The following is a 15042-nucleotide window of genomic DNA, read 5'->3' on the forward strand; positions in this document are numbered from 1 at the left end:
TTTTCCTTCATGACGTCCTTTTCCCGTTCCGCCTTTTTTATTCAATTCCATAGGTTCTTCAGACGCCGCTTGCCCATATCTCCGTTCAGCTTCTCCCATCCGGCCTGCGCTCCTTTACGGTTACTTGTTCGCCCTCGCGGCGGCTTGTTCCTTGGCCAACAGCTTCGCTTCCGCTTCAGCCAATTGCGTGTAATTCGGCTCCAGGCGATGTGTGTCTGTCCGCTCTCCGCTGCGCCATGCCTCCAGCCCCAATCTGCCGATCCAATGCGACTTCATCGTGCAAGGCACCGCTTGAATCCGTCCGCCGAACTGTGCTTGCAGCGCCTCAATCCTATCTCGCTGCTGCTCCATCTCACCTACAAACCATACGCGCTTCACGGAGCGATCCGCATGTTCCCCCTGCACGCCATTTTCCCGCAAAGCCTGCTCGATCTCTTCTGCAATTTGACTGAACAGACGGATGCCGTCTTCCTGTTCACGCCGCACATAAGGATATCCGTCTTCAGTTGTCCCGTCATCCACGGCAAAGCGCGCCGTATAGACCTGTCCACGCCGGGCATCCATAAGCGGGAATATCCAGTCTCCCGTCATTCCTTCCCCCGAATCGCATGGCTGCGATGATTCGTTCAGGCACAGCTCCATTCCGCTTAATGCGAGCGCATGCAGGCTGGATACGCCTATTACCGGCTTTTGCCACGCCCAGGCCACCGTCTTGGCTGCCGTGACGGCAATGCGAACGCCCGTATACGATCCCGGCCCTACGCCGACCGTGACCAGATCCATCTCATTCCCTGCCCAGCCTTGCTCCTTCATCATGGATTGAATGGCCGGCACCAGCATGATGGAATGATTGCGCTCCGCTTGCGATTCATGCTCACTGACGACTTGCTTCTGCCGAAGCAGCGCAACGGTCATCATCGCCGTAGACGTGTCCAGAGCCAGTACCTGTTCGTTGTGAATGCCTTGTTGTTCCGCCATGATTAGACTCCCATCCGTTTAAGTTCGTTCACCCACGTCACATACGGTTCGCCGTAGGCTGTGAGCCTCATAACGCGCTGGTGCTCGCCGTCCGACTGAATGAATAAGTGAAGATACTTCGGGGGCAAGATCGGAGTAATAATGCTGGACCACTCCACAAGCGATACCCCATCACCGTAGAAATAATCGTCCAGCCCCAGCTCGTCCGCCTCCGCCATCGATATTCGGTATACATCCATATGATATAAAGGCAGGTCGGCGCCTTCGTATTCTTTAATAATGGTAAACGTCGGACTGTTTACGACTTCCGTGATGCCGAGCGCCTTGGCCACCGCCTGGGAGAATCGGGTCTTGCCCGCTCCCAAGTCTCCATCAAGCGCAATGACGGTACCCGGTTGAAACTGTGCGGCAAGCCGTTCTGCTAACCGCTCCGTATCCGCTTCACTCGTGGATCGGAAGGCAAATTCAACTGATTGATTCATAATTCCCTCCATACAAAAAGCCACATTAAACCTATGAGCCGCAGCCTCTGGTAACTGATTCATTATTATATCACAAATCCCATGCTGCCAACCGCTTTGTCCTCCAGCTTCCGCATGTTTCTCCCCGCAAAAATGACGCCTGCAAGCTGCAGACGCCATCATGCGTTTCAATCACTCACTTCTTCTTCTCTTCCACCAGACGCCCCACGGATACAGTATGGGTATTCATTGGATTGGTTCCCACTTGAACCGTTGCCATCTCGTTAGCTTCGTCCACACTCTCTATCCAGACCGGATGATCGTTGTCAAGGCGGACAGGCACTGTATCCGTCATTTCGAGAATTTGCTTCGCACGACTGACATCCATCGTTATCTTCCTCCTTACGGTGTCGCTGTTAACGTGACTCAAAGCTGCCTTTTTCATGCATGGGTAGTTCCAAGAAAACGGTCGCATACTGAAAAGAAAGCAAAGGCAAAGCACGTAAATGAACGAAAAACACGCATACGCCGCAAGAGGCAAGGATGCACTAAGCCTATATAACAAAGGAGGGACCTTCATGCATACGGTATGGAAAGGCGCCATCAGCTTCGGACTCGTTCACGTCCCCGTCAAAATGCATACCGCCACTGAAGACAAAGACATTTCCATGCGCATGATTCATAAAGAGTGCGGAAGCCCGCTCTCCTACGTTCGCAGCTGCCCAGTCTGCGACAAGGAAGTCGCTTGGGATGAAATCATAAAAGGATACGAATATGAGAAGGGCAAATTCGTATTATTCGAAAAGGACGAGCTGGAGAAATTGCAGGAAGATGCGAACCGCGCCATTACCATATTGGATTTCGTCGATTTAAAGGAAATCGATCCGGTTTATTTTCAGAAAACGTACTATTTGTCCCCGGATCAGGCCGGTTCGAATGCGTATCAGCTGCTGCGGGAAGCGCTGAAGGACACCGCCAAAATCGGCATTGCCAAAGTAACGATTCGCGCCAAGAGCAGTCTGGCGGCGATTCGGGTCATCGACAACTGCCTTGTGATGGAGACGATGTTCTATCCGGATGAAATACGTGCCGTCTCTCAGGTTCCGAACGTTCCGGACCATGTCGAGGTGAATCCGAAGGAGCTCGACATGGCCAAGCTTCTCATTAGCCAGCTCTCCACCGAATTCGAACCGGATAAGTATACGGATGAATATCGGGCACGGCTGCTGGAACAAATTCAACGGAAGATAGCCGGTCAAGAGGTAAGCGCCGCGCCTTCCGTACAGCCTGCGGACAACATCGTCGACTTGATGGCCGCCTTGCAGGCGAGCATCGATGCGATGAAGCAGCCGATCGGCACCGATCCGGGCACTGAGCGAGCGCCGGCGGCGCGCAAGCCGCGGAAGAAGGCCGCAGCCGGGGCGGCAGCGATAGCGGACCCGGCGCCTGACGAAGCGGCGCCAACGACGCGCCGGCGGACATCCCGCAAGGCGGCGGAGCCTCCGGCGGCAGCGGGCGGCACGGCGCAGCCAGATCCAGAGCCGGAAGCGAAGCCAGCCACGCGCCGCACCCGGCGCAAGACTGCGAAGACGCCAGCTGATGAAGCGGTACAATAAGCGATGATTAACGCCGGATCAGACGAATCCGTCCGCCATTCGGAAGAAGCGCCGCCGCTTCCCGCTTCGCTTGCGCTTCCGTCGCCGCCGATGTCGCCGCTGCTCGTCGACCGCATCCCGGAAGGCGCCGACTGGCTTCACCAGCTGAAATGGGACGGTGTCCGCATCATGGCGCAGTGTCATCGCGGCCAAGTGCGCTTGTTCTCCAAACGATTGTTGGAGAAAACCGCGATCTTTGGCGAAGTGACCGCCACATTGGAACGATGCGCCGCGCTTGCAAAACAATCGGTGCTGCTCGACGGCGAAGTCGTCGTCTTCGACCCGATGTTGAACCGGCCATCGTTCCCGCTCGTGCTGCAGCGCGAGCGGACGCGCAGCCTCAATCCGCGCCATGCCGGACTGCATGCGACGTACGTCGTTTTTGACGTGCTGGGCATCGGCGAGCAGGACTTGAGGCCGCTTCCGTACGAAGAGCGGCATCATATGCTGACCGGGCTGCTTCCAGAGAAAAGCGATCATTGCTTCGTCGCAGATGCCTTCTCCGATGGAGCTTCCCTGTGGGAATGGGTCCAGCAGCATGAATGGGAAGGCGTCGTCAGCAAGCGCAAAGCCTCCCCCTATGTGTCAGGCAAGCAGCACCGCGATTGGTATAAAAATAAGAAGGACGTGCAGCTTGATGGCTGGGCCGTCGGCTTCATGCTGAACGGCAAGCGGCCGGCAAGCGTCGTGCTGGCGGACGAGCAACTGCAATATATCGGCAAAGCCTCCATCGGCTTGGACGAGACTCACCGGAAGCTGCTGCTCGCTTGGGCCGCCCAGTATGAAGCCCCTGCAGCCGGATCGATTCCGGCCTCCTTAAAACGGGAACCTATCGTCTGGTTCCGGCAGCCGATTCCCATTCGGGTATCCGCGCTCGAATATACGCCGGGAGGACAGCTGCGGCATCCGCGAGTTCTACTCTTTCCGTTGCTGGAACGGCCATTGCAATAGCGCTTGTTCAAATAAAGAACCAGCTTTGCAGAGCCTGGATGAACGAGTTTGTCATAACTGTCTCTAATCGATAAACGGGAGGGCCTTCATCTTATGGGAAAACAAACGGCAACAGCATTAATGGTGGACGGCCACGAGCTTGTCATTACGAATCCGAACAAGATGCTCTGGCCCGAGATGGGGATTACGAAAGCCCGGTTCATTCAGGAGCTCATTCGCTTGAGCCCCTTTCTGCTGCCTGCCTGCCAAGATCGCTTTTTGACGACGATTCGTTATCCGGACGGCGTGGACGGCCATTTTTTTTATCAAAAAAATGTGCCGGTCCCGACACCGGCCTTCGTGCACACCGCTGTTCAGGAAAAAATCGAGTATGTCATGCTTCAGCACGTGCCAACGCTTATTTGGCTCGGCAATCTGGCCTGCATCGAATACCACCCTTCCCTGCATCGGGTGCAGGATCCGCTCCCTTCCGAGTGGATTATCGATTTGGATCCTTCCGTGCCGGAAGAAGATCGGATTATGGAGGCGGCTGCTATTGTCGGACATCTCCTTCAGCAGCTCGGCATTCGTTCCATTCCGAAAACATCCGGCGCCACGGGAGTGCAGCTGGTCATACCGATTAAAAAAGGCCCCTCCTTCACACAGTTAAAGGAGCTGGGGCTATTGCTCGCGAGCTATCTGTGCGAACGGCACCCGAAGCTGTTCACGATCGAACGCTTCAAAAAGAACCGGGGCAGTCTCATCTACATTGACTATATGCAGCATGATGCCGGAAGAACGATTGCCGCGCCATATACGCCCCGGGCGACACGCTATGCGTCTGTATCGATGCCGCTTACTTGGGACGAGGTGAATCGCAATCCGAAGCCGCGTGAGTTCAATCTGCTGAATGCGGCGGACCGGTTGCAAGCAATCGGCGATCTGATTCAACAGGCCAAGCCCCAGCCCATTGAACCGGTTTTGCGGGCCCTTTCCGCGCAAAAACAGACGAAGCCATTCTAGATTTCAGATAGAGATTGTCCCAAAAAAACGTCTTGTTTTAAACACCATACTTAACGTACGCGTTAAAATGGCCACAGGGACATATTGAACCACCTCTTAAAGAAGCGGCGACAACAACCGGGCAAAAGCCTCAGCTGTCCGCTGCCAGCGCGATCGTCTTGCGAACACATGATAATCAATCTCTACGCTATCCGCAAAATCTTGATGGAAGTCCTCCTCCAAGCGTGCGATCGCGTCTTCATCAAACAGCACGGCATTCAGCTCGAAATTGCTGAAGAAGCTTCGCATATCCAGATTGGCCGTACCGACCGAAGCGAGCGTATGGTCCATGATGAACGTCTTTGCATGGGCAAAGCCTTTTTGATATTGATAGAAGGTAACGCCCGCCTGCATCAGCTCCTCGACATAGGATAAGGAAGCCCAATCCACAATCTTAGAATCTGACTTGCCCGGTATGATGATGCGCACGTCGATACCGCTAACCGCAGCCGTTTTCAACGCCAATTGAATGCTGGAATCGGGTATGAAATACGGCGTTATAATCCATACTCTTTTCTTCGCCATGCTCAATGCCCCGAAGAAGAGCTCTTGAATGGCGTCCCAATTCGTATCCGGTCCGCTCGAGATCATTTTCACCTGCTCACGCCCCGTGCATTGGTGATCCGGGAACATATCCGAACGGTTCAATATCTCTTCTTTTACGAACGACCAATCATGCAGAAATACCGCCTGCAACGCGAATACCCCATCCCCTTCCACCCGGAGATGCGTATCCCGCCAGAAGCCAAGCTTGCGGTTCAGTCCCAAGTAATCGTCTCCGATATTAATGCCGCCCACAAAGCCTGTCTTTCCGTCCACGACTAGAATTTTGCGATGATTGCGGTAATTCAAGCGGCGGCGGAAGAAGGAAACCGTCAACGGCAAAAACCAATGAAACTCTATGCCTGCTTCCCGAAATTTACGCAAAAATTTGTGCCGCAGCTCAATGCTCCCCACTCCATCCGCAATGATGCGCACCTTTACGCCTTCTCTCGCCTTGGCAATGAGCGCGTCTTGAAACATCGTTCCGATGCCGTCATCCCGCAAAATGTAAAATTCCATATGGATATGGCGCTCCGCCGCACGAATCGCCTCAAGCATGGATTCGAAGGTGGCATGGCCGTTCGTCAGCACCTTCGTGCGGTTGCAGCCGGTTATCGGGCTCGCGGATAACGAAGAAATCAAGGAGAACAGCCGCTCTTGCCTTTGCATTTCACGGTTATTCAATTCAGATACATTTCGTATCTCCTTTAACCGCACTTGTTCGCGCTTGCTCATATCATCCGCCCATAGCTCCCGCTTCCTTACCCGGCGGCGGGCCGTATATTCCTGGGCCAGAAAATAGTACATTACAAATCCAATGAGCGGAAAACAGAATAGAATGAGCAGCCATGCCACGGCCTTCGAAGGATGCTTATATTCTAAAAGCACAATCGTAACGATTTGAAAAATATAAGTGAGCAGAACCACTACGATCCATATCATAAATAAGGTTAACCTCCGAACTCGTGAAAGAAATTACATATTTTATCTATATCATAATTTGGAGCAGGGCGAAACGGAATTCCGCGCATGTCTGAACCAATCGTCATCGGCATCGGCGGCGCCTCTCATGCCTTGCGCTGCAATAACAATCAATGTAGAGTAAATATTACCATTCGAATCAGGCGAGGAGGATTTTACCAATGAATCAGAGGATACGATTGCGTGTCATCGTTCTCGGTATGCTCATGGTATGCGTCTTTATCGTATTAATCATACGCACATTCTGGATTCAGGTCGTAAGCTATGACTTTTACATGGAAAGCAACCTGCGAACCTGGGCCCGCAGCGAGGTGCTTCAAGCGAAACGAGGCACGATCTATGACCGCAATCACAAGCCTCTGGCACTGGAAGCCTCCGCATACAACCTCGTGCTGTTTCCGAAGGAGATTGCAGAGCTTAAGCAGGAAGACAAGGTGGCCAGCGGCTTGCATGCTCTCATCGGCAAACCTCGATCCGAACTGGAGGATCTCATCGGGAGAACGAAGCAGCAGCAAGTGGAAGTGCGCACGCAAGGCTGGAATATGGATTATACCCAGCTGGAGCGCTTCAAGGAGCAATTCGGCGATTATAATGATTTCGGCGAATGGCTGCATTTCCCGGACTACGGCATTGGCCTGCTGAAGGCGACGAAGCGTTACTATCCTTATAATGAACTTGCCTCTCATGTTGTCGGCTACATGAACAAGGAAGGCGAAGCGATCTCGGGGATTGAAGCGAAATACGACGAGCTTCTCCAAGGTCATGACGGCAGGGTGGAGTTCCTGAAAGACAATCGGGGCAACCCTGTCCCAAGCGGCAAGGAGACGATCCGTTACCCGACGGATGGGGAATCGGTAACGTTGACGATAGATATAGAAATCCAGCGTTTTCTGAATGATGCGATGAGGCAAGTGATGGCGGAATGGCGCCCGCTCAAAGCGATGGGCATCGTCATGGATCCGAACACGATGGAGGTGCTCGCCATGAATTCCATGCCGGATTTCAATCCAAACAGCTATTGGAAAATTCCAGACATCGGCGCTTTGACGAATCATACAATCCACTTCGGGTACGAGCCCGGCTCCACCTTCAAATTAGTCACGCTGGCCGCGGCCATCGAGGAAGGCGTCTTCCGGGCGGAGGATCATTTCAAATCGGGACAAATCAAGGTGCCGGGAAGCCGCCCCATTCACGATGTCAAAAGGGAAGGATGGGGCTACATCAGTTACCAGGAAGGGCTGGAGAAATCAAGCAATGTCGCCTTTATCAAGCTCGGACTCGAACAGCTCGGGCCGGACAAGCTTAAAGATTACATAGCCCGCTTCGGCTTCACCCAGCAGACAGGCATCGAATTAAGCAGCGAATCCAAGCCAATCATTGCCTTCGAGCGTCCTTCCGAAATCGCCACGGCAACCTTCGGTCAAGGCGGGATCATCGTCAATTCGCTTCAACTCGCCAACGCCTATGCAGCGATTGCAAATGGCGGAACGTGGAAACAGCCGAGCATCGTCCACGCCCCTGCCACGGCTCGGAACAACGAGCGGCGCATCGTGTCCGCAGCTACGGCCAAAGAAGTAACCGAGCGTTTGGAGAAGGTCATTCTCAATGGCACAGGCAAGCCTGCCTACATCGAAGGCTATCGTGTCGCCGGCAAGACGGGGACGGCCCAGATTCCGCAAAAAAAAGGCTATAGCGAGAAAACATGGCTCATCTCCTTCGTCGGTTATGCGCCCGCAGACAATCCGAAGGCAGTCGTCGCGATTGTCGTGGATCAGCCGCAAATGAACGGCGACTATACCCTTGGAGGCCGCGTGGCGATGCCAGCCTTCCGCGATACGATGCTGCGCACGCTGCAGTATATGGGCGTCAAGCCGGACAAGAACGTTGCAGACGGGGCGCACACAGCCGATTTTGCCGGGGCCGCGGAGAGCCGGGGCGGGCCGAAGCCGCAAGCAATCGCGGGGAATTACATCTCGCAGGAAGTCAAGGCCGCTATCGCATCCATTAGGCAGGAACAGCTCGAGGCGGTCGTCCTTGGCAACGGTTCGAAGGTGCTTGAGCAATATCCGTCAGAGGGGACGTGGCTGTTCATCGAACAACCGATCTACTTGGTGACGGACAAGCGCGATCAGGTCAAGCTCCCCTCCCTATCAGGATTGCCATTGCGGGATGCGCTTGCTATCTGTCAATTGCTCGAATGGAAGGTAGACATCGAGGGAGAAGGCTACGTCGTCAAGCAAGAGGAACAGAATCAGGACGGAAATCGACGTGTAAAGCTGTTTTTGGCATCCGGACACTCGATTTATAAGCAACAAAACGCTGAGCGGGCCGCCGCAGAGACAACCGATGTAAAAGAGTGACGAAATATAAAAGGTATGTTTGGAGAGATAATTGAATAGAGTGCAATAGAGAGTAAACTTGCAGTTGACGCTAAAGCCGAGGTGATATGATGAAACGGCGTTGGTGGAAGGGAAGAATGACGTTGCTTGTCATCCGCGACGCGGAACAGACGGTCAGACAATTGAACATGTCGAAAATGCTGATCGTCTCCGTTCCGATTGCCGCTGTATTGTCCATATCCGGTCTTATTTTAAGCATGCAGTGGAAATCTGCCGCTCATATTCGCGATTTGGAAGGCCAGCTCTCCAATCAATCAGCAGCGCTGGATATTACCGTAAAGGACAAAGATGAAGCGATTCGCCTGCTTCAGAACGAGATCGTGCGCCTATCCTCGGAGACTCAATCCGTCAAGGCCCGCGTCAAGCAGATGAGCGAGCTGGAACTGCAGATGCAGCAGTTCGTCGAAGGCTATATCAACGTCCCCGAGGATACGAACAGCCCGTCAACCTACACGGCTCAGCACACCGCCTGGAACGAACGCGTTCAAGTCGGCGGCGAGGCGCGCAAGGTGCGATCCGAGCAAATCATCGATCTTGCCCATCGTTCCAGCTTCGATCTGGAACAGGTTCGCCGCATGCTCGCAACCGTACAGAGAAGCGCTCCCGCCACACTGAAGCAGGCGCTGACGAAGCAAACGACGATTGCCGGAACGCCGTCCATCTGGCCGACGACGTCACGCCGCATCACATCCAGCTTCGGATACCGGCAGGACCCGCTTAATGGGCGGGCCGCCTTCCATGCAGGCATCGACATCGGCGGCGAGATGGGCGACCCGGTGTATGCCGCCGCCGATGGCGAGGTCACTGAAGCCGGATTCAATTCAGGCCGCGGCAACTATATTATCGTCCGCCACGTGAATCAGCTGGAAACTTGGTATATGCATTTGCAGCGTATCGATGTCAAGGCGGGAGAGCGCGTGGCGAAAGGGGATGAAATCGCAAAGGTCGGCACTACGGGGCGCAGCACCGGCCCTCACCTTCACTTCCAGATTGTGCAGAAAAGCGAGCCGATTGATCCGCTTCCGTTCGTAGGGAACGCCCCGTCCGTCAAATCCGCTGCTTCTTCCCCCCTCCAGCCATCACCGTCACACCGCCGGCCTCTCCTGCCGAAGAATCCGCAGCTGGCGTCAGGCAGCAGAGAGAAATATTAACTGCGCTTTATAAGGAGGTTGTACACGCATGTTCCGTCGTCGCGCAAAGTATCAGCCGCAACAAACCGATACTTTTATCGGGCATGGTGCAGAATTCGAGGGTAACATCTGCTGTGAATCCAATATCCGTATTGACGGGAAATTCAAAGGAGAAATCATAAGCAGCGGCTCCATCACGATCGGCGATCGCGGTGAAGCGCATTCCACGCTATCTGCCGGCTTGATTGTCATTGCCGGCACCGTCGTCGGCGACATACATGCTTCTGGCAAGCTGCTTATTACGTCAACCGGTAAAGTATGCGGCAATTGCGAATCCGCGGTGCTCGTCATCGAAGAAGGCGGTATATTGAACGGAACCAGCCTCGTAGAGCAGCCGGCCCCTGCTGAAGGTCATTCGGGTGCTCACAAAGAAAAACCAAAGGAGAAAGGGAGCGATTCGGAAAGCGAAGAGAAAAAGGTGAACGAGAAGCAAGCGGGGTAGCGCTTGCTTCTCGTTCCATATATAGAGGAAGGAGAATTACCGATTGGAAGCTGCATAGTTCGGACAGCCGTATGACCTTTCCGTCATAACCGCCCTCCATAGCATTTGTAACGGTGTATAGGCTCCTATGCAGGGTTGGCACGCGCCTAAAGGTGTGCGTCCGTAATAAAATCCTGTGCGAAAATGCAGCATGGAAGGTTCCTCAGCGAGCATTTGCCCACACCCGATACAATATATCGCTTGCTCCGTTTGCCGCACGTCCGTCTTCATTAGGCACTCCCCTTTACATCGATTGTCCGCTTTCAACGTTACAATTCGTATCACAAATGTAAGGTATTGCGAATACATTTGTCAAGATGTATCATCCAAATTTTTATAATTTTTTTGTCTCACCCACTGCTTCTCCCGCTCATCGACAAGCAAATAATAAATTCCGCCAATTTTCGCGCCCTGTCCTTGCAATGTGTCATGCTCCACATTATCAATCTCTGAATGCGTTCGCTACATCCACGCCATCGAGCTCGTCGATGATGGCCGTAAAGCCTTCCATATTCGTCTTTACATAATAGTGGACGGGCGCCTGAAGCAGCTGCTCCACGGTCGCGGCGGTCATCGGCACGCCCCGAAGGCATAAGCGTGATTGATTTTATCCACTGTGCCTGTCCCCTCAATCCGCGTGCGCGTCTCCCGCGGAATGCTCAGAATGGATGCCGCTCCCCGCTTCGGTTGAACGGTAACGAACGCAAGCGTGTCCGCGCGGCCGCGATCGCCTTCCCGTTCATCGACCCCGATGATGAGCAGCGTGAACGGATCCTGGGCGGATAAATCGGGCATACCGCCGTCATGCACGGGTAACGGCGCTTGGCTGCGGCCGGCATCCGTACCTGCGGACGGCTTCGGGCTGACCGTCCGACCGGAATTTACCCCAGCGGATGCCGGAAACGACGGCCTCTCGCGGGAAGGAAGCGGCTCATACATGGAATCGGCCGTCTCTTTGAGCGCGTTCCACACCGTAATGCACCCTGCCGCCCCGGCAATGAGAAGGCTGCCGAGCAACACAAAGGCGGCCTTATGCCAAGGCCGCCAACGCTTCCATATTTGCTTCATCATAAACCCTCCGGGCACAGATATGTTTTTACGCCTTCCCGTTGCGATCCCCGAGCGTCTGCTCCAAGCACTCCTCCACGAAATGCCGCAGCGCCTCCGACCAATGCCGCAGCAAGGGAAATCCATTCAACCGCAGCGCCATTGGCTCGAGCACCGAATATTCCGGACGGCGCGCCGGACGCGGGTATTGCGATGTTCCGACAGGGCGCACCATCGTGGCCAAGCCTGCTTCCGACACTATGGCGGAAGCGAACGTATGCCATGAGCACCTGCCGCTATTCGTTATATGATAGGTACCGTACTTATCGGTCGCGAGCAGCCGCAAGATCGCCTCTGACAAATCAAGCGTATAGGTAGGACAGCCGACTTGATCGTGAACGACCTGCAGCTCTGATTCGGTCTGCGCCTTGCGGATTATCGCCTTTACAAAGTTCTCCCCATAAGCCCCGAACACCCACGAGGTGCGGACGATAAATGCACGGGAATGATGCTGGCGCACGAATTGCTCCCCTTCCCACTTGGAGCGCCCATACCTGTTTATCGGACGCACTGGGTCGAACTCGTTGTACGGCCGCGACGCCCGTCCGTCAAATACATAATCGGTGCTAATATACACGAGCCGCGCCCCGGCTTGCGCCGCGGCTGCCGCGACATTGCGGGTGCCATACGCATTTATCCGGTAAGCGGTATCCGGATCTCCTTCCGCATCATCTACCTTCGTGTAAGCTCCGGCGTGAATGACATGCGCCGGGCGCTCCCGCAGCATCACGTCCATCACTTGCTCCGCATCCGTAATGTCGAGTTCATCCCGTCCGTATCCAATCGCCTCGATCCCCTTCCGCTGAAGGAGAGCCATCATTTCAGCGCCGAGTTGTCCTTTGGCGCCAGTCACAAGTATCGAACCGGCAGCACAATTCATCATCGGCGATCGCCTTCAGTTCCAGCTTCCGTGGACGCATGGCTCGCGCTTAGTACGTTCGGCAGCTCGGCGTCGCATAGCAAGGGATGCTTCCGATCCTTCTCTGACATCATCGGATTCCGGACTGGCCAAGCAATGCCGATGGCCGGATCATTCCATATAATGCCTCGATCCAGCTCTGGAGCGTAATACGCGTCTACTTTATAGAGAACCTCCGTATCGGGCGCCAACGTGCAGAACCCATGGGCAAAGCCATGCGGAATGAGCAGCTGCCGCTTGTTGGAGGCGCTCAGCTCCACCCCAACCCATTGTCTGAACGTCGCCGAACCCGGGCGAATGTCCACCGCGACGTCGTAGATGGCTCCCGCCGCCACCCGTATCAATTTGGCTTGAGCTTGCGGAGGCAATTGATAATGCAGTCCGCGCAGCGTTCCCGTCTGAACGGACAATGAATGATTATCCTGCACGAACGAATGCGCGATGCCGAATGGCTCCAATTTCAACGCGTGGTAGCTTTCCATAAAGAAGCCTCGATCATCCTGGAACACGTCCGGTTCTATAATGAGTACCTCTTTCAATTTCGTACGAGTAACTTTCATTCTTTCACCTCTTTGCGGTAACTCACAATATTGATTATCATATGCTTGCACCACAAAAAGGTGTTCTTTAAGAGGTTGTTCAAAGTCCCCTTTTGATCACGAGGCATCCCAAGATGTTACTCTGCATCGAATCCTGCATTCACCCTCGAAGTCCGGTGCTCATGTAGTCTCGCCTACACTCCGCTCCTCCTTCTTCGGGTTCTTGCAACCTTCTCGGTGCTGAAAAGTGGTATTTTTGAACATGTTCTCTAAGAGTTGTTCAAAGTCCCCTTTTGATCACGAGGCATCCCAAGAAGCTATTCGGCATCTGGCTCTATACGTTTTCGATGGGGATCACCACATTCGATTCTTCATTTCCAGCCCGAGTAATGACCGTCCCTTCATTTCCTAGATGCTGCAGCCAACCGGTGGACAGCGGCTTGCGCAGCGCCACTTGATTGTGGCGTATCCATATTTGCGCATTGTCCTTAAGCTCTCTGACTTGAACGGCAATTTGCGCCGTTTCGCTCCATGCGTTCGTAATCGAGTTATGCTCCACAAATATATGATTGAGAGGCTCGCCAAGACCGTTAATATCGATCCCTGTCAGTTGCGTGGAATTTTTAGTCAAGTCGTTCAATCCGAAATCCATGATGGCATTTTGCTTAAAATACAACCTTTTCTGCGTCCCCAGTATACGAATCCCGGTGTGACACTGCATAATTACATTGTTAGTGAAGCTCACGTCGTAATTTCCCCGCTGGTTAGGCGCATAGGCTTCAATGCCCACTACATTGTTTTGCACGACATTTTCGGACACGATACCGTTGTTCGCATAATTGAACAGCATAATTCCCGCATTTTGTCCGCCGCCTTTGCATTGATTATTGGAGACCAGGAACCGCTCGGCGCGATGCGACACGTCTTGACCGTCCCCGAACCCCTGAATCGAGATGTCCGATTGATTGTTGTACGACAGCGTATTGCAGCTTACAGTAGCTCGCTTTGCCCCGCAAATACGGATCCCGTGCTGCGCGCATTCGGCAACCGTACAACCTAACACAACAGCGCCATCGGCACGAATGACTTCGATGCCCGAGCCTTCGACTACTTGCGACACCTCGCAAAAAAGCGCCTTGCAGTCTTCCGTTACGCCTTTATGATCGAATCCGATTCGTATCCCGGTATTATCGCAGTTGAAGGCCTGACAGTGCTCCAACACGACGTGTTTGCCTGACATGACGTTGATCCCGTGACTTTCCCCTTCTCCGGGATTGAGCACATCGCGGATTTGAATGTGCCCTACGTAAGCCTGATTCGCATCGATAATGCGAATGCCGTCTTTCCCCCGCGCCTTCATCCGAATTATAGACAGCGCCTTCCCGTCTCCAATAAGTGACGTGTTTCCTTTTAGCTGCAGCGTGTTGGAGATGACATATGTGCCTTTCGGCACATATACGACACTGCCTTCGGCTTGTTTCAGCGCCTTTTGAAAGGCTGCGGTATCATCTGTTTTATTGTTTCCTTTGGCTCCGAACGATTTTACATTCAGCCAATTGGTCTTTGCACCGGAAGCTGCCGCCGCGGCAGCGCTCGCCACCTCACCGTCCCCATGGCCGATGTCCAGCTCCCTCGACAGCCAGTTGCCGCCTGCCATTCCGATCCCGAACGTGCCCAATGCAGCGAGCAGCGCCCTCCGATCCATTTTCCGATTCCAGCCGTTTGGGTTGCGGTTATTCATCTGCGATCTCCTTTGTATCTATATAAGTTGAACGATTCACACAGGTTGGAAATGTG

General features: G+C 53.9%; 13 protein-coding genes and 1 pseudogene. 6 read left to right on the forward strand and 8 right to left on the reverse strand.

The genetic code is table 11. The features are described from left to right. Window positions 1–120 precede the first annotated feature (120 nt). From tsaB to JSQ80_RS06110, 3 genes are all read right to left on the reverse strand, one after another. Window positions 121–978 carry a tRNA (adenosine(37)-N6)-threonylcarbamoyltransferase complex dimerization subunit type 1 TsaB gene (gene tsaB / locus JSQ80_RS06100; protein ID WP_206094714.1) on the reverse strand — a complete coding sequence of 286 codons (858 nt, stop codon included), beginning with the start codon at window positions 976–978 and terminating at the stop codon, window positions 121–123. A gap of 2 nt (window positions 979–980) precedes the next feature. Beyond that, the gene (tsaE, locus tag JSQ80_RS06105) at window positions 981–1460 is read right to left on the reverse strand and encodes a tRNA (adenosine(37)-N6)-threonylcarbamoyltransferase complex ATPase subunit type 1 TsaE (RefSeq protein WP_206094715.1); all 480 of its coding nucleotides are present in this window, start codon (window positions 1458–1460) and stop codon (window positions 981–983) included. Window positions 1461–1635: 175 nt separating this feature from the next. Continuing rightward, a complete protein-coding gene (locus JSQ80_RS06110) occupies window positions 1636–1827 on the reverse strand; it encodes an H-type small acid-soluble spore protein (protein WP_087435787.1) in 192 nt (63 codons plus the stop codon). A 190-nt stretch (window positions 1828–2017) separates the two neighbouring features. Here JSQ80_RS06110 and ku point away from each other — a divergent pair, with 190 nt between their 5' ends. The 3 genes from ku to ligD all read left to right on the forward strand — a co-directional run bounded on the left by ku (window position 2018) and on the right by ligD (window position 5047). Continuing rightward, window positions 2018–3055 (forward strand): non-homologous end joining protein Ku, encoded by a 1038-nt coding sequence (gene ku / locus JSQ80_RS06115; RefSeq protein WP_206094716.1) that lies wholly within the window; start codon window positions 2018–2020, stop codon window positions 3053–3055. 3 nt (window positions 3056–3058) lie between these two features. Then, complete coding sequence (locus tag JSQ80_RS06120; RefSeq protein WP_206094717.1) at window positions 3059–4045, forward strand: ATP-dependent DNA ligase; 987 nt, start codon at window positions 3059–3061, stop codon at window positions 4043–4045. A gap of 93 nt (window positions 4046–4138) precedes the next feature. Continuing rightward, window positions 4139–5047, forward strand: coding sequence for a non-homologous end-joining DNA ligase (gene ligD, locus JSQ80_RS06125; RefSeq protein WP_206094718.1), 909 nt, complete (start codon window positions 4139–4141; stop codon window positions 5045–5047). A 96-nt stretch (window positions 5048–5143) separates the two neighbouring features. On the opposite strand, the gene cls is transcribed toward ligD, so the two are convergent. Beyond that, the gene (gene cls / locus JSQ80_RS06130) at window positions 5144–6571 is read right to left on the reverse strand and encodes a cardiolipin synthase (RefSeq protein ID WP_206094719.1); all 1428 of its coding nucleotides are present in this window, start codon (window positions 6569–6571) and stop codon (window positions 5144–5146) included. Window positions 6572–6771: 200 nt separating this feature from the next. On the opposite strand from cls, the gene JSQ80_RS06135 reads away from it, so the two are divergent. The 3 genes from JSQ80_RS06135 (at window position 6772) to JSQ80_RS06145 (ending at window position 10641) form a co-directional block, all read left to right on the forward strand. Continuing rightward, window positions 6772–8970 (forward strand): penicillin-binding transpeptidase domain-containing protein, encoded by a 2199-nt coding sequence (locus tag JSQ80_RS06135; RefSeq protein WP_206094720.1) that lies wholly within the window; start codon window positions 6772–6774, stop codon window positions 8968–8970. 86 nt (window positions 8971–9056) lie between these two features. Then, window positions 9057–10160, forward strand: a complete 1104-nt coding sequence (locus JSQ80_RS06140; RefSeq protein WP_240463570.1) for a M23 family metallopeptidase — start codon at window positions 9057–9059, stop codon at window positions 10158–10160. A 28-nt stretch (window positions 10161–10188) separates the two neighbouring features. Continuing rightward, entirely contained in the window at window positions 10189–10641 is a 453-nt protein-coding gene (locus JSQ80_RS06145; RefSeq protein WP_206094721.1) for a bactofilin family protein, read from the forward strand. Window positions 10642–11122: 481 nt separating this feature from the next. Here JSQ80_RS06145 and JSQ80_RS06155 read toward each other — a convergent pair. The 4 genes and pseudogenes from JSQ80_RS06155 to JSQ80_RS06170 form a co-directional block, all read right to left on the reverse strand. Continuing rightward, window positions 11123–11874: pseudogene (locus JSQ80_RS06155) on the reverse strand (LCP family glycopolymer transferase). Then, window positions 11777–12670 (reverse strand): dTDP-4-dehydrorhamnose reductase, encoded by an 894-nt coding sequence (gene rfbD / locus JSQ80_RS06160; RefSeq protein WP_206094724.1) that lies wholly within the window; start codon window positions 12668–12670, stop codon window positions 11777–11779. Before rfbD ends, JSQ80_RS06155 begins: the two are co-directional and overlap by 98 nt. Continuing rightward, entirely contained in the window at window positions 12667–13266 is a 600-nt protein-coding gene (rfbC, locus tag JSQ80_RS06165; RefSeq protein ID WP_206094725.1) for a dTDP-4-dehydrorhamnose 3,5-epimerase, read from the reverse strand. Before rfbC ends, rfbD begins: the two co-directional genes overlap by 4 nt. Before the next feature lie 313 nt (window positions 13267–13579). Then, window positions 13580–14986 (reverse strand): right-handed parallel beta-helix repeat-containing protein, encoded by a 1407-nt coding sequence (locus JSQ80_RS06170; RefSeq protein WP_206094726.1) that lies wholly within the window; start codon window positions 14984–14986, stop codon window positions 13580–13582. Window positions 14987–15042: the final 56 nt, after the last annotated feature.

Origin of the sequence: Paenibacillus apiarius, assembly GCF_017052585.1 — a bacterium.
Taxonomy (GTDB): Bacteria; Bacillota; Bacilli; order Paenibacillales; family Paenibacillaceae; genus Paenibacillus_B; species Paenibacillus_B apiarius.